Annotated in this window: 20 protein-coding genes; 15 read left to right on the top strand and 5 right to left on the bottom strand. The window is 67.0% G+C overall.

The window, feature by feature from the left end:
- The first annotated feature begins 113 nt into the window (after nt 1–113).
- The 6 genes from secY to rplQ all read left to right on the top strand — a co-directional run bounded on the left by secY (nt 114) and on the right by rplQ (nt 4830).
- Nucleotides 114–1469, top strand: a complete 1356-nt coding sequence (secY, locus tag ACW175_RS15775; protein ID WP_492100989.1) for a preprotein translocase subunit SecY — start codon at nt 114–116, stop codon at nt 1467–1469.
- A gap of 136 nt (nt 1470–1605) precedes the next feature.
- Nucleotides 1606–2175, top strand: coding sequence for an adenylate kinase (locus tag ACW175_RS15770; RefSeq protein ID WP_099579515.1), 570 nt, complete (start codon nt 1606–1608; stop codon nt 2173–2175).
- 175 nt (nt 2176–2350) lie between these two features.
- A complete protein-coding gene (rpsM, locus tag ACW175_RS15765) occupies nt 2351–2719 on the top strand; it encodes a 30S ribosomal protein S13 (protein ID WP_047413133.1) in 369 nt (122 codons plus the stop codon).
- A gap of 12 nt (nt 2720–2731) precedes the next feature.
- Nucleotides 2732–3121, top strand: a complete 390-nt coding sequence (gene rpsK / locus ACW175_RS15760) for a 30S ribosomal protein S11 (protein WP_004616890.1) — start codon at nt 2732–2734, stop codon at nt 3119–3121.
- Nucleotides 3122–3197: 76 nt separating this feature from the next.
- Nucleotides 3198–4214, top strand: a complete 1017-nt coding sequence (locus ACW175_RS15755) for a DNA-directed RNA polymerase subunit alpha (protein WP_047413138.1) — start codon at nt 3198–3200, stop codon at nt 4212–4214.
- 202 nt (nt 4215–4416) lie between these two features.
- Nucleotides 4417–4830 carry a 50S ribosomal protein L17 gene (gene rplQ / locus ACW175_RS15750; RefSeq protein WP_492100988.1) on the top strand — a complete coding sequence of 138 codons (414 nt, stop codon included), beginning with the start codon at nt 4417–4419 and terminating at the stop codon, nt 4828–4830.
- A gap of 65 nt (nt 4831–4895) precedes the next feature.
- Here the strand turns inward: rplQ and ACW175_RS15745 are convergent, their stop codons facing one another.
- The 4 genes from ACW175_RS15745 to ACW175_RS15730 form a co-directional block, all read right to left on the bottom strand.
- A complete protein-coding gene (locus tag ACW175_RS15745) occupies nt 4896–5462 on the bottom strand; it encodes a hypothetical protein (RefSeq protein ID WP_492100987.1) in 567 nt (188 codons plus the stop codon).
- Nucleotides 5463–5564: 102 nt separating this feature from the next.
- On the bottom strand, nt 5565–6110 hold the full coding sequence (locus ACW175_RS15740; RefSeq protein ID WP_492100986.1) for a sugar O-acetyltransferase: 546 nt from the start codon (nt 6108–6110) through the stop codon (nt 5565–5567).
- A gap of 2 nt (nt 6111–6112) precedes the next feature.
- A complete protein-coding gene (locus tag ACW175_RS15735) occupies nt 6113–6940 on the bottom strand; it encodes an ABC transporter permease (protein ID WP_492100985.1) in 828 nt (275 codons plus the stop codon).
- On the bottom strand, nt 6940–7851 hold the full coding sequence (locus ACW175_RS15730; protein ID WP_492100984.1) for an ABC transporter ATP-binding protein: 912 nt from the start codon (nt 7849–7851) through the stop codon (nt 6940–6942). Before ACW175_RS15730 ends, ACW175_RS15735 begins: the two co-directional genes overlap by 1 nt.
- 171 nt (nt 7852–8022) lie before the next feature.
- Between ACW175_RS15730 and ACW175_RS15725 the strand changes: the two genes are divergently transcribed.
- The 9 genes from ACW175_RS15725 to ACW175_RS15685 all read left to right on the top strand — a co-directional run bounded on the left by ACW175_RS15725 (nt 8023) and on the right by ACW175_RS15685 (nt 16066).
- Nucleotides 8023–9264 carry an alkaline phosphatase family protein gene (locus tag ACW175_RS15725; RefSeq protein ID WP_492100983.1) on the top strand — a complete coding sequence of 414 codons (1242 nt, stop codon included), beginning with the start codon at nt 8023–8025 and terminating at the stop codon, nt 9262–9264.
- 88 nt (nt 9265–9352) lie between these two features.
- Nucleotides 9353–9814 (top strand): VOC family protein, encoded by a 462-nt coding sequence (locus ACW175_RS15720; RefSeq protein ID WP_492100982.1) that lies wholly within the window; start codon nt 9353–9355, stop codon nt 9812–9814.
- A gap of 1 nt (nt 9815) precedes the next feature.
- Nucleotides 9816–10145 (top strand): ArsR/SmtB family transcription factor, encoded by a 330-nt coding sequence (locus ACW175_RS15715; RefSeq protein ID WP_492100981.1) that lies wholly within the window; start codon nt 9816–9818, stop codon nt 10143–10145.
- On the top strand, nt 10142–10636 hold the full coding sequence (locus ACW175_RS15710; protein WP_492100980.1) for an SRPBCC domain-containing protein: 495 nt from the start codon (nt 10142–10144) through the stop codon (nt 10634–10636). The genes ACW175_RS15715 and ACW175_RS15710 overlap by 4 nt, the downstream gene beginning before the upstream one ends.
- Nucleotides 10633–11883, top strand: a complete 1251-nt coding sequence (locus tag ACW175_RS15705) for a TCR/Tet family MFS transporter (protein WP_492100979.1) — start codon at nt 10633–10635, stop codon at nt 11881–11883. Before ACW175_RS15710 ends, ACW175_RS15705 begins: the two co-directional genes overlap by 4 nt.
- A gap of 77 nt (nt 11884–11960) precedes the next feature.
- Nucleotides 11961–13397: a DegQ family serine endoprotease gene (locus tag ACW175_RS15700; protein WP_492100978.1), complete on the top strand. Its 1437-nt coding sequence runs from the start codon at nt 11961–11963 to the stop codon at nt 13395–13397.
- A 34-nt stretch (nt 13398–13431) separates the two neighbouring features.
- Complete coding sequence (locus tag ACW175_RS15695) at nt 13432–14733, top strand: replication-associated recombination protein A (protein ID WP_492100977.1); 1302 nt, start codon at nt 13432–13434, stop codon at nt 14731–14733.
- Complete coding sequence (locus ACW175_RS15690; protein WP_492100976.1) at nt 14730–15560, top strand: RluA family pseudouridine synthase; 831 nt, start codon at nt 14730–14732, stop codon at nt 15558–15560. The genes ACW175_RS15695 and ACW175_RS15690 overlap by 4 nt, the downstream gene beginning before the upstream one ends.
- The gene (locus ACW175_RS15685) at nt 15557–16066 is read left to right on the top strand and encodes a CC0125/CC1285 family lipoprotein (protein WP_492100975.1); all 510 of its coding nucleotides are present in this window, start codon (nt 15557–15559) and stop codon (nt 16064–16066) included. Before ACW175_RS15690 ends, ACW175_RS15685 begins: the two co-directional genes overlap by 4 nt.
- On the opposite strand, the gene ACW175_RS15680 is transcribed toward ACW175_RS15685, so the two are convergent.
- Complete coding sequence (locus ACW175_RS15680) at nt 16067–17299, bottom strand: hypothetical protein (RefSeq protein ID WP_492100974.1); 1233 nt, start codon at nt 17297–17299, stop codon at nt 16067–16069. It lies immediately after the preceding gene.
- Between the last annotated feature and the right edge of the window lie 17 nt (nt 17300–17316).

Here is a 17316-nt window from a genome sequence, read left to right as displayed (position 1 = left end):
CCGGGCCTGCCCTTTTCAAATCGTTTGAAACGGATAAGCAGGCTCCGCGCCAAATTTCGTTGGAGTCGCCGGATAGTGTCCGGCCGTCACGCTCCAGAGTCGTGGGGATCTGAATGGCCTCGGCCGCCGAACAACTCGCAGCCAATATGAATTTCGCGTCGTTCCAAAAGGCGACCGATCTTCACAAGCGCATCTGGTTCACGATCATCGCCCTGGTCGTTTACCGCCTGGGCACCTACGTGCCGATCCCCGGCATCGATCCGGCAGCGTTCTCGCGCCTGTTCAGCGGTAACGCCGAGGGCATCCTCGGCATGTTCAACACGTTCTCGGGCGGCGCCGTGCAGCGCATGGCCATCTTCTCGCTGAACGTCATGCCCTACATCAGCGCCTCGATCATCGTGCAGCTAATGGGCACGGTGTATCCGCCGTGGGAAAAGCTGAAGAAGGAAGGCGGGGAGGCGGGCCGCAAGACCCTCAACCAGTACACCCGCTACCTGGCCGTGGTCCTGGCCGTGGTGCAGTCGGCCTCGATCGCCATCGGCCTCTCGGCCCAGCCCGGCCTGGTGGCCGGCGGCGTCGGCCCGGCGTTCTTCGTCGTTTCGACGGTCGTGGCCCTGACGGGCGGCACCCTGTTCCTGATGTGGCTGGGCGAGCAGATCACCAGCCGCGGCGTCGGCAACGGCGTGTCCTTGATCATCTTCGCCGGCATCGTGGCTCACCTTCCGATGAGCCTTGGCCAGCTGTTGGTCCAGTCGCAGACCTCGGGCAACTACACCCCGCTGTTCCTGATCCTGATCGGCGCCGTGGCCGCCATCCTGGCCATCGTCTTCATGGAGCGCTCGCAGCGCCGTCTGCTGGTCCACTATCCCAAGCGCCAGCAGGGCAACCGCATGGTCGGCGGCGAGAGCTCGTTCATGCCGCTGAAGATCAACACCGCGGGCGTCATCCCGCCGATCTTCGCCTCGTCGCTGCTGCTGCTGCCGACGACGGCCTTGCAGTTCATCAACGCGGCCAACCTGCCGTCCTGGGCCCAGTGGCTGCCGGGCGTGGTCGGCGCGCTGCAGCACGGCCACCCGGCGTTCCTGGTGCTTTACGCCCTGCTGATCATCTTCTTCTCGTTTTTCTACACCTCGGTCGTGTTCAACCCCGAGGAGACGGCGGAGAACCTGCGCAAGTACGGCGGCTTCCTGCCGGGCATCCGTCCGGGGAAGCGCACCGCTGAGTACCTGGACTACGTGCTGACCCGTCTGACCGTGATCGGCGCGGGCTACATCACCGCCGTCTGCGTGGCGCCGGAGTTGGTGATGATGGCGGTCAAGTCGAACCAGTTCGCCCTGGGCGGCACCTCGATCCTGATCGTCGTGACGGTGACCATGGACACCGTGGCGCAGATCCAGTCGCACCTGCTGGCTCACCAGTACGAGGGCCTCATCAAGAAGTCGAAGCTGCGCGGCGGTCGTAACCGCTAAGCCGGGCTTCACATTTATTGGAAGCGTTGGAAGCCGGTTTGTCACAAAACCGGCTTCCGTTTTCTTTCCCGGGGCTCTAGGTCTGCACCGGGAGATCAGCTGGGCGCAGACTCGGCAGACGCGCGAAGGGGCTTATATGAACTTGATCCTGTTCGGTCCGCCGGCGGCGGGGAAGGGCACTCAGGCCAAGCGTCTGGTCACGGAGCGTGGCATGGTCCAGCTCTCGACCGGCGACATGCTGCGCGCCGCCATCGCCTCGGGTTCGGAGCTCGGCCTGAAGGTCAAGGGCGTGCTGGACCGTGGCGAGCTGGTCACCGACGAGATCGTCATCGCGCTGATCGAGGACCGCCTGCCCGAGGCCGAGGCGGCCGGCGGCGCGATCTTCGACGGTTTCCCGCGCACGGTCGCTCAGGCTGAAGCTCTGGACAAGATGTTGGCGGCTCGTGGACAGAAGATCGACTCTGTTCTCCGACTCAAGGTAGACGAGCCAGCCCTGATCGAGCGGATCAAGAAGCGATTCGAAGAACAGGGGCGGCCGGACGACAATCCCGAAGTCTTCGTGACTCGCCTGGCTCAGTACAATGCCCAGACCGCGCCGCTGCTGCCTTACTATGAAGGGCAGGGGAAGCTCACGGAACTGGACGGAATGGGTTCGGTCGAAGCCGTCGCCAGTTCCATCGACCATGCTCTGAGCGTGGTCGCTTAAAGAAGCCCTGATTCACCGGATGTCTGGTGGATTCAGTTGTTGACGGAAGCGAAACGATCCCTATAACGGGGCGCTTCCGCGAAAGGGCGCGATCCGTGCGCGCCGGTTTGGATCCTCTGGATCAAGCCGGGCGCGCCGTTCGCGTCTTTAGTGCGTGACTAGGAGAACATTAGACGTGGCCCGTATCGCAGGCGTCAACATCCCGACGAACAAGCGCGTTTTGATCGCGCTTCAGTACATTCACGGCATCGGCCAACGGTCCGCGCGTGAAATCATCACGAAGGTGGGCATCGAGGATGCGCGTCGCGTCAATCAACTGACCGACGCCGAAGTCCTGGCGATCCGCGAAACGATCGACCGCGACTACACCGTCGAGGGCGATCTGCGTCGTGAGAACTCGATGAACATCAAGCGTCTGATGGACCTGGCCTGCTATCGCGGCCTGCGTCACCGTAAGGGCCTGCCGGTCCGCGGTCAGCGCACCCACACGAATGCTCGCACCCGCAAGGGTCCGGCCAAGCCGATCGCCGGCAAGAAGAAATAAGGTAGCCTGACGATGGCCAAGGAACCGGGTCGCGTTAAAAAGCGCGAACGCAAGAACATCACCTCGGGCGTGGCGCACGTGAACGCCTCGTTCAACAACACCATGATCACCATCACTGACGCTCAGGGCAACACGATCTCGTGGTCCTCGGCCGGCATGATGGGCTTCAAGGGTTCGCGCAAGTCGACCCCGTACGCCGCTCAGATGGCTGCGGAAGACGCGGGCAAGAAGGCCGCCGAACACGGCGTCAAGACCCTGGAAGTCAACGTTTCGGGTCCGGGTTCGGGCCGTGAATCGGCTCTGCGCGCGCTGCAAGCCGCGGGCATGACCATCACGACCATCCGCGACGTCACGCCGATCCCGCACAACGGCTGCCGTCCGCCCAAGCGTCGTCGCGTCTAGTACTTTTTAGACACCAATCTTCTTCGCCGGCTGCGCAAAACGCGGCCGGCGAGCCGCGTTCAAGGGACCCGACCACGTGATCGAAAGAAACTGGAACGAGCTGATCCGTCCTGAGAAGCCGCAGATCGAAACCGGAGCCGATGCGACCCGCAAGGCCCGTATCGTCGCCGAGCCCCTCGAGCGCGGTTTCGGTGTGACGCTCGGCAACGCCCTGCGTCGCGTTCTGCTGTCGTCGCTGCAAGGCGCCGCCGTCACCGCCATCCAGATCGATGGCGTGGTGCACGAATTCTCCTCGCTCGAAGGCGTCCGCGAAGACGTCGTCGATATCGTTCTGAACATCAAGCAACTGGCCGTTCGGATGCACGCCGAAGGCCCGAAGCGCATGACCCTGCGCGCCACGGGCCCCGGCCCGGTGACCGCCGGTCAGATCGAAACCCCGGCTGACATCGAAATCCTGAACCCCGACCACGTGCTCTGCACGCTGGACGACGGCGCTTCGGTGCGCATGGAGTTCACGGTCAACAACGGCAAGGGCTACGTGCCGGCCGACCGCAACCGTCCGGAAGACGCGCCCATCGGCCTCATCGCCGTCGACGCGCTCTACTCGCCGGTCAAGCGCGTCGCCTACCGCGTCGAGCCGACCCGTCAAGGCCAGTCGCTGGACTATGACAAGCTGGTCCTGGAAGTGGAAACCAACGGCGCCGTCACTCCGGTGGACGCCGTGGCCTACGCCGCCCGGATCCTGCAAGACCAACTGCAGATCTTCATCACCTTCGAGGAACCGAAGGCCAAGTCGGCCGACGAGTCCAAGCCGGAACTGCCGTTCAACCCGGCCCTGCTGAAGAAGGTCGACGAGCTGGAACTGTCGGTCCGTTCGGCCAACTGCCTGAAGAACGACAACATCGTCTACATCGGCGACCTGATCCAGAAGACCGAAGCCGAGATGCTCCGCACCCCGAACTTCGGCCGCAAGTCGCTGAACGAGATCAAGGAAGTTCTCGCCGGCATGGGCCTGCACCTCGGCATGGACGTGCCGAACTGGCCGCCGGAGAACATCGAAGACCTGGCCAAGAAGTTCGAAGACCAAATCTAAGAACCTCGAAGCCTACCGCGCTAAATCCGGGCCGCCTTTCCTCCCTTCGGTGAGGGAAGGCGGCCTGGGCCTTTTGAAGCCGCGTCCGCGGTGGAGGGCCCCGGCGCTTCGCTCTGACCCGGTCGGGACGGACCAGGATTGGTGACAATCAGGCGCTCAACACGTTTTGCGCCGCTCGGGCTGATCGCCCAGGAGATAGAAAATGCGTCACGGTAACGCCCACCGTAAACTCGGCCGCACCTCGGCTCACCGCACCGCCATGTTCGCCAACATGTCGGCCAGCTTGATCAAGCACGAGCAGATCGTCACCACCCTTCCCAAGGCCAAGGAACTGCGCCCGATCGTCGAAAAGCTGGTCACCCTGGCCAAGCGCGGCGACCTGCACGCTCGTCGTCAGGCCATCAGCTCGGTTCGCGACGTCGAACAAGTCGGCAAGCTCTTCGCCGTGCTCGGCCCGCGCTACAAGGACCGTCAGGGCGGCTACATCCGCGTGCTGAAGGCCGGCTTCCGCTACGGCGACAACGCCGCCATGGCCGTCATCGAGTTCGTCGACCGCGACGTCTCGGAAAAGGGCAAGGACTCGGGTCCGGTCTACGTCAACGACGCCGAAGACTAAGATCTTTCAGCGCTAGCTGAACGCGAAGGCCCCGGAGAGATCCGGGGCCTTTTTCGTTTCTGGGCTCACGGCTTGACGGCCGCCGCCCTGGCCGCGCGCATAGCTTCGAGTTGCTCGGCCTGGCGGGCTAGGTTGGGGACGCCGAGTTCGCCGCGCAGGGCGTCGGAAATCAGGCTACGGTCATAAGGCTCCTGGCCCATCGAGCCCCTGAACTGGGTGCCGTAGACCTGCGGTTTGCCGATCATCATCAGGTAGCGGTCGAGCGTGGCGCTAGCGATCCAGAGAGACGACTTGTCACCCTTGCCGACCGCCACCATCGCCAGGGTGTGGGCTAGCAGGTAGTCGCCCGGCTTCGAGCCGTGCTGGAAGATGAAGGCGGCGTGTTCGTAATCCTCGGCCGTCTGTAACGCACCGTCCGCGAGCAGCTTGCGGGTGGCCGCGCGACGCTGTTCGTCGCGAGCGGTGACCTTGTCCCAATCTATCTCGTCAGGCTCTCGATCGCTTTGGTCCTCGTTATAGAGACGGGTCATCTCGGCGTTGGAGGTGGTTGGCGCCGTTTGCAGCCGCGCCTGTGCGGGCTCAACGAGAAGAAGAAGACTAACCAGGGCAAGCAGAGGCGTGCGCGGCTTCATAGAGTCTCCCAGGCATGGCAAAGCTTGCAACGACCATGGCATGAACTCCGCTAGGGATGCGATATCGGAATCTGCGCTCTCAGGTGGATTTTGAAGTTCCACCTAACCCTTCGACTTCACCGGCCGCGCCGGGTTCCCGACCACCGTCGCCCCCGCCGGCACGTCGCGCGTCACCACCGCGCCGGCCCCGATCACGGCGTCATCGCCGATGGTCACGCCGGGCAGGATGATCGCGCCGCCGCCGATCCAGACATTGGCGCCGATGTGGATCGGCTGGCCGGACTCCTGACCGGTGCGGCGCACAGCCGGGTCACGGGGGTGGTCGGCGGTCAGGATCTGCACGCCCGGTCCGATGGCCGTGGCCGCGCCGATGGTCACCTCGGCCACGTCCAGGATCACGCAGCCGAAGTTCATGAACACGCCGTCGCCCAGGCGGATGTTGTAGCCGTAGTCGACATAGAACGGCGCGCGGATCGCCACGTTCTCGCCGACCGCGCCCAGGCCCTGGGCCAGCAGCATCGGGCGCTCGTCGAGGCCTGAGCCGTTGTAGCGGTCCATCCAGCTCTGGGCCACGCGCTGGTCGGCCTGCAGCTCGGCGTCGACGGTGTAGAGCTCGCCGGCCAGCATGCGTTGCTTCTGGGTCTTCACGCCTACTCCTTGGTCAGGTCCTGGCGGCGGAACAGCAGCACCGCGCCGGTCGTCAATACGGCTGTCCAGACCGCCAGCATGGCCAGGGCCGCGCCGGCCGAGCTGGTGGTCTGCCCCACCATGGTCGGCTCCAACAGCGTCGCGCGCAGCAGGTCGGCGTCGTAGACCGGGATGGCCAGCAGCTTCCAACTGGACTGGCCCTGTTCCATCATGCGCAGCGAGCTGGCCAGCACTGTCTGCACGAACCGGACGCCCAGGCAGGCGACGACCACGCCCATGCTAGAGCGCGACAGCACCCCGATGCAGGCGGCCAAGGCCGCCAGGGTCATGGCCTCCAGCCAGGTGATGGCCAGGACGCCGAGCACGTCGAACAGGTTGCGGTCGAACAGCGTGACGGCCAGGGCCTTGCCGTTGATCCCCGCGCCGATCACCGCCGCGGCGGCCGACAGCACGGCGGTCAGCGCCAGGCTCCAGAACACCGCCTCGCCGACCACCACCAGCTTGGCCAGCAGCAGGTTCTGGCGGGTGTTGCGCGGGGTGAGCAGCCGCCAGGTCTCCCAGCGATAGTCGCCGGCCAGGATGGCGGCCGCGCCGATCATCAGGAACAGGGCCCCGAAGGTCGAGGCCCCGCTGGCCAGCGCCTTGATCATCTGGTCCAGCAGGCCGATCCCCAGACCGGGCATCGGTTTCTTGACCACGTAGTGCAGGAAGAGGTCGCCACCGATGCTGAGCAGGAAGCCCACGATCGGCGCGAAACAGAAGCCCCAGAACAGGGCCGAACGGTCGCGCAGCAGGCGGAAGCGTTCGGCGGCGATGGCGTCGGCGAGCATCAGAGCGCTCCTTCATTCGAAGGCTGGGCCGTTTCGAGAGTCCGGAGGTAGACGCCTTCCAGGTCGGCGTCGCGCCAGCGGGCCTCGGTGATCTCGACCCCGGCCTCGACCAGGGCGCGGATCAGGGCGGGGGTGTCCTCGCGACGGATGTCGGCCAGGACCGAGTCCGCGCCTTCGGCGACGCCCTTGGCGCCCAGAACGCCCAGGACCTGGGCGATGGGCGAGGTGGCGGTGATGCGCAGGCGGGCCTCGCCGGCGGTCAGTTCGGCCACGCCGCCCTCGGCCACGACCTTGCCCTTGGACAGGATGGCGACGCGCTCGCAGACGCGCCGCACCTCGTCCAGCTGGTGGCTGGCCAGGATCACGGTTACGCCCTCGCGCTTGGCGAGGTCGACGATCAGGGCGCGTATCTCTTGGATGCCGGCCGGGTCCATGCCGCTGGTCGGCTCGTCCAGGATCACGAGTTCGGGCTTGGTGAAGAAGGCGGCCGCCAAGCCCAGGCGCTGTTTCATGCCGACCGAATAGCCGGCGGTCGAGCGGTCGGCGGCGTGGGCGATGCCGACCCGCTCCAGCCAGCCATCGATGTCGGCGCCCTTCTGGCCGCTCTCGAGCGCTAGCATCTTCAGCGTGTCGCGTCCGGTGAGATAGGCGGGGTAGCGCGGCGTCTCGATCATCGCCCCCACCTTGCGCAGGGCGGTGATGTCGCCGGGCGCGGCGCCGAACAGGCGGGCCGAGCCGGTGGTCGGCCGCACAAGGCCCAGCGCGATGCGGAACAGAGTGCTCTTTCCCGCGCCGTTGGGGCCCAGCACCCCGAACACGCCGCCAGCCGGAATGGCGATCGAGAAGTCGTCGAGAGCACGCACCGCCCCGTAGGTCTTGGTGAGGCGGTCGGCCTCGAGGGCGATCGACATGAGGCTGATTCCGAGCGCCGAAACGAGTCGGCTGGCGAGGGGACTATGGCGAGGCCGCTCGCCCTCGCCAAGTTAAGAGCCGGTTATGATGTCGGCGAACGCCGATTGTCATATGGCTGCAATCCGCGGCGTCGATCAGGAGCCGAGATTTCGGTTTTCGAGAGTGGGTTCATGTTGGTCCGCCGCGTCCTGTCCCTGGTTTTCGCCGTCGGCCTGGCGCTGACGTCCGCGGGGGCGGCCTTGGCGCGCGAGACGGCGCCGCATCTGACCGTCCTGGTGTCGATGGACGGCTTCCGCGCCGATTATCTGGACCGGGGCGTGACGCCGAATCTCAAGGCCCTGGCCGACGACGGCGCGCGCGGGTCCATGCGCCCCTCATTTCCCAGCCTGACCTATCCGAACCACTACACCCTGGTGACCGGCAAGCGTCCCGACCGCAACGGCGTGGTCGGCAATGAGATGGAGGACGCCTTGATCGGCGGCCCCAAGTTCACGATGAACGGCCCAACCGCCAACGACCCGCGCTGGTGGAACCAGGCCAAGCCGTTCTGGATCTCGGCCGAGCAGCAGGGCAAGAAGAGCGCCGCCATGTTCTGGCCGGGCTCGGAGGTGGCGATCGACGGCGTCCGCCCCAGCCACTGGATGAAGTACCAGCACGACCTGCCTTATGATGCGAGGGTTGACCAAGTGCTGGCCTGGATGGACAGCGCCGATGGCCCGCCGCTGGCCTTCGCCACACTCTATTTCGACGCCGCCGACACCGAAGGGCACCACTATGGCCCGGAGTCGCCGGAACTGACCGCGGCGCTCGTCAGGCTGGATCGCTGCATCGGGCGCCTGGTCGAGGGGCTGAAGGCGCGGGGCCGGTTCGAGACCACCGACCTGGTCATCGTCGCCGACCACGGCATGGCCCCGCTGCCCGCCGCAAACCGCGTGGTGCTTGACGACCTGATCGACGTGTCGAAGATCCACCTGGTCACCAAGGGCGCGGTGACCAGTTTCTCGCCCCTGCCCGGCCAGGCGAGGGCGGTCGAGGCTGCGTTTCTGAAGGGCGCGCCGCCACACATGACCTGCTGGAAGAAGGGCCAGATCCCGGCCCGCTTCCACTACGGCCGCAACAAGCGCGTGCCGGCGATCGTCTGCCTGTCGGACACGGGCTGGTACACGACGACGCTTGAAGCTCGAAAGAAGCCCGGCAAGTGGGACGGCAAGGACGGCGGCGCGCACGGCTTCGACCCCTATGATCCCGCCATGCGCGCGGTGTTCGTGGCTCACGGCCCGTCGTTCAAGTCGGGTGTCGTGCTGCCCGCGTTCGACAATGTCGACGTCTATCCGCTGCTGGCGCGGGTGACGGGTGTGAAGCCCGAGAAGGGCGACGGGTCGCTGAAGGTGGTGGGGCAGGCGCTGCGGTAGCCACAGCCGCAAGGCGTTGGTTGAAGAGCCTTGCTCATATAGTTGCGATATGCGTTAAATATTATCTCATACCGCAAGGAGCACCGTCATGTCCGACTCTCGCCCAGGCCTGGTCTCGGCGCTCGTGTATCGCGATCCGAAAGCCGCCATTGTCTTTCTGGAAAAGGCGTTCGGCTTGGAGCTGACTCTGCTGATCGAGGACGCCGACGGCAATCTCGCCCATTCGCAGATGGAGTATGCCGACACGCGGATCATGGTCGGCAACGAGTGGAGCGAGAACCACGCCAGCCCCTCTTCGGTGGACGGAAAGAACACCCAGTCGGTCCACATCTACATCGCCGCCGACGTCGACGCCCACTGCGAGCGCGCCAGGGGCGCCGGGGCCGAGATCATCGCGCCGCCCGAGACCCAGTTCTATGGCGCGCGCACCTATCGCTGCCGCGATCCCGAGGGGCATATCTGGACCGTCTCCGCCGATGTCGAGATGGTCTCGACCGACGAGATGGAAAAGCGCAGCGGCCTGAAGATCGCCGTGGGCGCGGAAAGCTGACTTGAGCGAAGCGCTTGATCGCACCCTGGCGGCCCTTGCCGATCCAAACCGCCGGCGCACGGTCGATCTGCTGCGCGAACGGCCCCGCCGGGCCGGTGAGCTCGCCGAGAGCCTCGGCTTGACGCCTCCGGCGATGAGCCGCCATCTGCGCACCTTGCGCGAGTCGGGCCTCGTGGAGGAGAGCCATCCGGAGTTCGACGCCCGCGTGCGCGTCTATCGCCTGCGGTCCGAGCCCATGGATCAACTGAAGGCGTGGCTGGAGGCGGCGGAGGATCACTGGGTCGACCAGCTGTCGGCCCTGAAGTCGCACGTCGAGGGCAAATCGAAGTGAGTTCGAAGATCCTGGTCGCCCTGCGCATCGCCGCCCCGCCGGAGGTGGTGTTCGACGCCTTCGTCGACGACATCGCGCTGTGGTGGCGACCTAACGCCCTGTTCTCGTTCACCCCGCGGTCGCCAGGCGTCATGGCCTTCGAGGAGGGCCGCCTGATCGAACGCCTGCCCAGCGGCAAGGTGTTCGAGGTTGGCAAGGTCACGGTCTGGGAGCGCGGGCGGCGTCTGGCGTTCGGCTGGCGTCAGGCGACCTTCGCGCCGGGCATGGACACCGAGGTCGAGGTCCGTTTCGAGCCGGTGGAGACGGGCACGCGCGTCACCGTCGAGCATCGCGGCTGGGACACCGTACCGGCGCCGCACGTGGCGCGGCACGGCTTTCCGGACGGCGTCTTCCTGCAACGCCACGGGGAATGGTGGCGGGCGCTGCTGGCGGGTCTTGCGAGCCGGGCGAACAGCGTCCAACTAGGAGACGCCGGGGAGGGCGAGCCATGAACCAACCGATCACGGGAGCCAAACGCCAGGCCGCGCTGGGCTTCATCTTCGTCACCGCGATCATGGACGTGCTGTCGCTCGGCGTGATGATCCCGGTCCTGCCCAACTTGGTGAAGCAGTTCGGCGGCGGGGACACGGCCGTGGCGGCCGACTGGAACATCCTGTTCGCCACGGTCTGGGGCGTGATGCAGTTCTTCTGCTCGCCGATCCTGGGCCTGATGTCCGACCGCTTCGGCCGCCGGCCGGTGATCCTGACCTCGATCTTCGGGCTGGGCGTCGACTTCCTGTTCATGGCCTTCGCGCCCAGCCTGTGGTGGCTGTTCGTCGGCCGGATCTTCAACGGCATGACGGCGGCCAGCTTCTCGACCGCCTCGGCCTATGTCGCCGACGTCACCACGCCGGAGAACCGCGCCAAGGGTTTCGGCCTGATGGGCGCGGCGTTTGGCGTCGGATTCACCTTCGGCCCGGCCCTGGGCGGCTGGCTTTGGCAGTTCGACCATCGCGCGCCGTTCCTGGTCTGCGCGGCCCTGGCGCTGTGCAACTGGCTGTACGGCTTCTTTGTCCTGCCGGAATCCCTGCCGCCCGAGCGCCGCCAGCCGCGCTTCGACTGGAAGAAGGCCAATCCGGTCGGTTCGCTGCAACTGCTGAACCGCCATCCGGGCCTCCTGGGCCTGGCCGGCGTCGGCTTCCTGTTCCAGCTGGCCCACAACGTGCTGCCCAGCGTGTTCGTGCTCTATATGGGCTTCCGCTACGGCTGGTCGCCGGCGACCATCGGCCTGACCCTGATGGCCAGTGGTATCTCGAGCATCATCGTCCAGGCCCTGGTCGTCGGCCGGGTGGTCAAGGCGATGGGCGAGCGCGGCGCCTTGATGATTGGCCTGTTCTCGGGTTTCGCCGGTTTCATGATCTACGCCTTGGCGCCGACGGGGATGCTGTATCTGTGCGGCCTGCCGCTGTTCGCGCTGTCGGGCCTGATCCAGCCGGGCCTGCAAGGCCTGATGACCCGCCGCGTCGCGCCTAACGAGCAGGGTCAGCTGCAGGGAGCCAATTCGGCGATGATGGGCATCGCCTCGATCATCGGCCCGCCACTGTTCCTGTTCCCGTTCGCCTTCGCCGTCCGCCACGATGCGACCTTGCACATGCCGGGCCTGCCGGTGCTGATCGCGGCTGGGCTGATGCTGGCCTCGACGATCCTGGCCTACGCCAAGGCCCGGCCGTCGCCCATACCGGAACCGCAATCGGCCTGAAGCCTTACCATCGCGCAAAACGCCATAGACTCGCCAGAAAGCTCGGCTGAGTTCGTGGGTAACGTTAGGAGCCTTTCTTGAAGACCATCCGCGCCCTGCTGCCCGTCGTCGTCCTGCTGGCCGCCTGTTCGAACCCGACCGGGCAGTCCAACGCCCAGTCCGTCGGGGGCGGTCCCGCCCCCGACATGCCGCGACCGACCCGTCGCGCGCCGGCCGACGCGGCCTCGATGAAGCTGTCGTTCTCGCCGGTCGTGAAGAAGGCCGCCCCGGCCGTGGTGAACGTCGCCAGCCGCCGTGTGGTGCAGCGCCGCGTCGATCCGTTCTGGGACTTCTTCATGGGCGGCAACGGCCAGGGCGGCAGTCAGGTTCAAGGCTCGCTGGGCTCGGGCGCTATCGTCCGCGCCGACGGGGTGATCATCACCAACCACCACAATATCGACGGGATGAGCGACATCACCGTCCAGCTCGCCGACCGCCGCGAGTTCCCGGCCGTGGTGCTGCTGGACGACCCGCGCGCCGACCTCGCCGTGCTGAAGATCGACACCAAGGGCGAGAAGCTGCCCGTCATGGCCATCGACGATCAGGACCAGATGGAGGTCGGCGACCTCGTCCTGGCCCTGGGCAACCCGTTCGGAGTGGGCCAGACCGTGACCAACGGCATCGTCTCGGCCCTGGCCCGCACCGACGTCGGGGCGGCCAACTTCGGCAGCTACATCCAGACCGACGCCGCCATCAATCCCGGCAATTCGGGCGGCCCGCTGGTCGACATGGACGGCGACCTAGTCGGCATCAACACCTTCATCATCTCGCGGTCTGGCTCGTCCTCGGGCGTCGGCTTCGCCATTCCCGCCGCCGTGGTCCGCCAGGTGGTGGGCGCGGCGCTGGGCGGCGGCCACAGCGTCGTGCGGCCTTGGCTGGGCGTGAAGGGCCAGCCGGTCACTGGCGACATCGCCAAGAGCCTTGGCATGTCCGCTCCGCGCGGCGTGCTGGTGGCCCAGGTCTATCCCGGCGCGTCGGCCGACCGCGCCGGCCTGAAGGAAGGCGATGTCATCCTGTCGATCGACGGCCGAGCCGTTAACGACGAGGGCGGCGCCGCCTTCGCCATCGGCACGCACAGGGTCGGCGACCGCGTTCCGATGCAGATCCAGCGCAACGACAAGGAGCAGACGCTGACCGTCCGCGCCGAGGCCGCGCCGGAGACCCCGGCCCGCGACGAGCGGACCCTGTCGGGCTCCAACCCATTCAACGGCGCCACTGTGGTCAACCTGTCGCCGGCCGTCGCCCAGGACCTCAACGTCGACCCGTTCGTCGGCAAGGGCGTGCTGGTGACCAAGATCGGCGGTGGCTACGCGGCCAATATCGGCCTGCAGCCGGGCGACTTCGTCCGCGAGGTCAATGGCCGCCCGGTCAACACCGTGGCCGACCTCAACACCGCCGCGAAGCTGCCGACCCGAAACTGGGTGGTGACGATCGAGCGCAACGGCCAGCGCATCACGGCCCGCTTCTCGGGCTGACGACTTGCGCCTGACGGCCTGCTAGAAGAGTCGCATGTCCGATCTCTTCCAGGCCGCCGGCCTGACGCCCCATGCCCCGGCGCCGCTGGCCGACCGCCTGCGGCCCCAAAGCCTCGACGAGGTGGTGGGCCAGCAGCACCTCCTGGGCCCCGAAGGCCCCATCGGCCGCATGGCGGCGGCGCACCGACTGGCCTCGATGATCCTCTGGGGACCGCCGGGCACCGGCAAGACCACCATCGCCCGGCTGCTGGCCAAGGCTGGCGGCTACGAGTTCCAACAGATCTCGGCGGTGTTCTCCGGTGTCGCCGACCTGAAGAAGGCCTTCGAACAGGCCCGCGTCCGCCGCCAGGCGGGGCAAAGCACCTTGTTGTTCGTCGACGAGATCCACCGCTTCAACCGCGCCCAACAGGATGGCTTCCTGCCGTTCGTGGAGGAGGGGATCGTCACTCTGGTCGGCGCCACGACCGAGAACCCGTCCTTCGAGCTCAACGGCGCTCTGCTCTCGCGCTGCCAGGTCTTCGTGCTGAAACGCCTGGGTGAGGACTCGCTGGACCAGTTGCTGCAACGCGCCGAGGTCGCCGAGAACCGGCCGCTGCCGATCGACGCCGAGGCCCGTTCGACCCTGGTCGCGATGGCTGACGGCGACGGCCGCTACCTGCTGACCCTGGCCGAGACTCTGTTTTCGATCGGCACCGACAGTCCGCTCAACCCGACCCAGCTGGGCCAGTTCCTGCAGAAGCGCCGCCCGGCCTACGACAAGGACCGCGAGGAGCACTACAACCTCATCTCGGCCCTGCATAAGTCGGTGCGCGGCTCTGATCCCGACGCGGCGCTCTACTGGCTGGCGCGCATGCTGGAGGGCGGCGAGGACCCGCTGTTCATCGCCCGACGGCTGGTGCGCATGGCGTCCGAGGACATCGGCGCGGCCGATCCGCTCTCTCTGCTGCTGACCACGGCGGCCAAGGACGCCTACGACTTCCTGGGCTCTCCGGAAGGGGAATTGGCCCTGGCCCAGGCCGTGGTCCACATGGCGTCGGCCCCCAAGTCGAACGCCGTCTACAATGCCTACAAGGCCGCCCGCCGCGCCGCCAAGGAGACCGGCAGCCTGATGCCGCCGTCGCACATCCTCAACGCGCCCACCAAGCTGATGAAGAGCCTCGGCTATGGCGACGGCTATGCCTACGACCATGATGTCGAGGGCGGCGTCTCGGGCCAGAACTACTTTCCGGACGGCATGGAACGGCGGCGGTTCTATGAGCCCAAGCCGGTCGGGGCGGAAGCGAAAGTGCGTGAGCGCTTGGAAGCCTGGGGCAAGGTGCGTAAGGACGGCAAATGAGCAGTCCGAAATTCCGCCGTCCGCCCGGCGTCGCCAAGCCCAAGGCCGTCGAGTGCCCGATCACCCTCACGCCCGAGGAGATCGAGACGGCCAGGTCGTGGGTGCTGTACGAGGACGAGACGATCATCGTGCTGGACAAGCCCGCCGGCCTCTCCAGCCAGGGCGGTCGGATCAAGGCCCACACGCTGGACGACCTGCTGTGGGCGTTCGCCAAGCCGGGAAAGGCGCGGCCGCGCCTGATCCACCGCCTGGACCGCGACACTTCTGGGGTGATCCTCACCGCCAAGACCAAGCCGGGCGCGGCCTTCCTGGGCGAAGCCATGATGGCCAAGCGCTTCCGCAAGTCCTACCTAGCCATCGTCGCGCCGGGCGCGCCGGAGCCGAAGGGCGGCATGATCGACAGCCCGTTGCGCCGCGAGTCGATCGGCCGTGAGGCCTATATGCGGGTCTGCGAGCCCGATCATCCGGACGCCGAGACCGCCCGCAGCCGCTACCGCACCCTGGCCAGCAATGGCGTCGCGGCGTTGGTCGAGCTGTCGCCGGACACTGGCCGTATGCACCAGCTGCGGGTCCATATGGGCTCGCTCGGTCGGCCGCTGGCGGGTGACAGCCGCTATGGCGGGGCGCTGATGCTGGGCGGAGTCGCCGTGCCACGCCTGATGCTGCACGCCGCGCGTCTGACCTTCCCGCATCCGCTGGGCGGCGAGCGCAAGGTCATGGCCCCGCTTCCGTCCGATTTCAAAGCGATGCTCCACGCCCTGGATCTGGCGGTTCCGGAACAGCCAGGTTCCGAGGCCGTTGATCAGGTCCGAGGACACGCGCCATGAAGATCACTAAACCCCTTATCGCCGCCGCGCTCGCCGGCTTCCTGCTGGCCGCCTGCGCGACGACCCCGACCGTCTATCGCGCTCAACTGGGTGCGCCGAACGACGTCGGCTATTCGGAATATCGCCTGGAGGCGGGGCGCTACCGCGTCACCTTCCAGGGCGGGCCGGGCGCCAAGGCGGCGCAGGTCGCCGACTACGCCCTCTTAAGGGCCGCCGAATTGGCCTTGCGCGACGGCTATGACTGGTTCCGCATCGCTGATCGCTCGACCAGTGTCAGCGGCTACGATCGCGGTCCGCGCGTCTCGGTCGGCGGCGGTTCGGCCAGCTTCGGACGGCGTTCCAGTTTCGGCGTGGGTTTGGGGACGAGCTTCGACCTCGGCCCTGGGCCGGCCGTGTCGCGTTCGATCGAGGTCGTGTTTGGCAAGGGTCCGACGCCCAAGGATCGCGACGCCTATGACGCCCGGGACGTGGTCAAGACCGTCGGCTACGGCCGTCAGCGAGTCTAGTTAGGCCGCCGCTCTCTTGCCCAGCGGATAGTTCGCGCGGAGCGCCGCGTGGGTGAGGCCGGCTGTCTCGGCGGCGGTGAAATAGCCGTCCTGGGGCAGGCCTTGCAGGATGGTCATCGGCGCCAGGCCGCGCGCGTCGCGTCCGAAGGCCATCATCTCCATGGCGATCTTGGCGGCTTCGCCGGACAGGTCCGAGGCGTCAAGGGCCAGGCCGGCCAGGCGGGCGTCACGCAGGACGCGCAGGGCTTCCTTGTCCGGCGGCACGCGGGCGATGACGCCGCGGGTGAGAGCGCGCAGCAGACCCACCACTTCCAGCAACCGACCGGCGGGCGTGCCGCGGGTGACGTCGACCAGTTCGATCATCACGCCGCCGCGCAGCAGGCTCAGCGACAGCCCGGCCGTGCCGGTCAGCAGGTCGCGACCCCGTTGGGTGCCCAGAGTGCGGAACGAGGCGGGCAGGATCAGTTCGGGCGTGTTGTGGCCCTGGGCGGAGCGCGCGAACACCGAGGCGTATTTCAGCGTCGACTCGTCGATGAAGGCGACATCCCGGTCCGAAAGCTTGGTCAGGGCGCGGGCCGAGGCCTGACGGCCGCTGGCCAGGTGGGTGACCATCGGCTCGACGCGCACGGCGGTGGTGATGTTGCGGCGCAGGCTGACCACATGCTCCAGCGTGAAGTCCACGCGTAGCGCCGCGCCGCCGGCGGTGGTGAAGGCGACGGGCGTGCGGCGGGCCTCGTCGGCCGGATCGACTTCGATGCGGACCGGCGAACGCGCCGAATCGCGGCGGGCGCGGGCGGCCAGGATCACGCTGGGGTCGATCGGCCGGCAGATGGCCTGGCCGCCTTCCAGCCCGATCACCGAGCGGATGCCCAGGTCCTTTGACGAGGCGGCGCCCAACAGGTGGGTCAGAACGTCTTCCAAGATCCGCACGCTGGTCGCCTGAGCGGCCAGGCCCTGGTCATTGTTCATGGCGATCAGGAATTCGCTGTCGGAGATGCGGGCCCGCATGTCGTTGCGGTCCAGGTGCTCGTTCAGCTTCAGCTCGACATAGGTCCAGACATCGCCGCGTTTCTCGCTCCACCAGTCACCAGCCCACTGGCGGATGGCCTTGATGCTGATCACGTTGACCGAGCCGCGCGCGACCAGCTCCGAACCCGACAGGCGCTGAGCCACCGGGCCCGGAAGGGCCACGCGTTCGGTCGCGTCCGAGGGAAGGGGGGTGTCGAAGGGCATGGGTCTGGCGCTGTTGA

The organism is Caulobacter sp. FV1ye6ST (assembly GCF_058681225.1).
The sequence above is the reverse complement of the archived record's forward strand: the minus strand, read 5'-3'. Positions and strand labels throughout refer to the sequence as shown.

Excerpts from the sequence above, each read along its gene's own strand:
- ACW175_RS15720 (WP_492100982.1), top strand. The coding sequence starts at position 9,353 with ATGTCCGACTCTCGCCCAGGCCTGGTCTCGGCGCTCGTGTATCGCGAT.
- secY (WP_492100989.1), top strand. The coding sequence starts at position 114 with ATGGCCTCGGCCGCCGAACAACTCGCAGCCAATATGAATTTCGCGTCG.
- rplQ (WP_492100988.1), top strand. The coding sequence starts at position 4,417 with ATGCGTCACGGTAACGCCCACCGTAAACTCGGCCGCACCTCGGCTCAC.
- rpsK (WP_004616890.1), top strand. The coding sequence starts at position 2,732 with ATGGCCAAGGAACCGGGTCGCGTTAAAAAGCGCGAACGCAAGAACATC.
- ACW175_RS15745 (WP_492100987.1), bottom strand. The coding sequence starts at position 5,462 with ATGAAGCCGCGCACGCCTCTGCTTGCCCTGGTTAGTCTTCTTCTTCTC.
- ACW175_RS15695 (WP_492100977.1), top strand. The coding sequence starts at position 13,432 with ATGTCCGATCTCTTCCAGGCCGCCGGCCTGACGCCCCATGCCCCGGCG.
- ACW175_RS15680 (WP_492100974.1), bottom strand. The coding sequence starts at position 17,299 with ATGCCCTTCGACACCCCCCTTCCCTCGGACGCGACCGAACGCGTGGCC.
- ACW175_RS15730 (WP_492100984.1), bottom strand. The coding sequence starts at position 7,851 with ATGTCGATCGCCCTCGAGGCCGACCGCCTCACCAAGACCTACGGGGCG.
- ACW175_RS15685 (WP_492100975.1), top strand. The coding sequence starts at position 15,557 with ATGAAGATCACTAAACCCCTTATCGCCGCCGCGCTCGCCGGCTTCCTG.
- ACW175_RS15735 (WP_492100985.1), bottom strand. The coding sequence starts at position 6,940 with ATGCTCGCCGACGCCATCGCCGCCGAACGCTTCCGCCTGCTGCGCGAC.
- ACW175_RS15770 (WP_099579515.1), top strand. The coding sequence starts at position 1,606 with ATGAACTTGATCCTGTTCGGTCCGCCGGCGGCGGGGAAGGGCACTCAG.
- ACW175_RS15725 (WP_492100983.1), top strand. The coding sequence starts at position 8,023 with ATGTTGGTCCGCCGCGTCCTGTCCCTGGTTTTCGCCGTCGGCCTGGCG.
- ACW175_RS15705 (WP_492100979.1), top strand. The coding sequence starts at position 10,633 with ATGAACCAACCGATCACGGGAGCCAAACGCCAGGCCGCGCTGGGCTTC.
- ACW175_RS15690 (WP_492100976.1), top strand. The coding sequence starts at position 14,730 with ATGAGCAGTCCGAAATTCCGCCGTCCGCCCGGCGTCGCCAAGCCCAAG.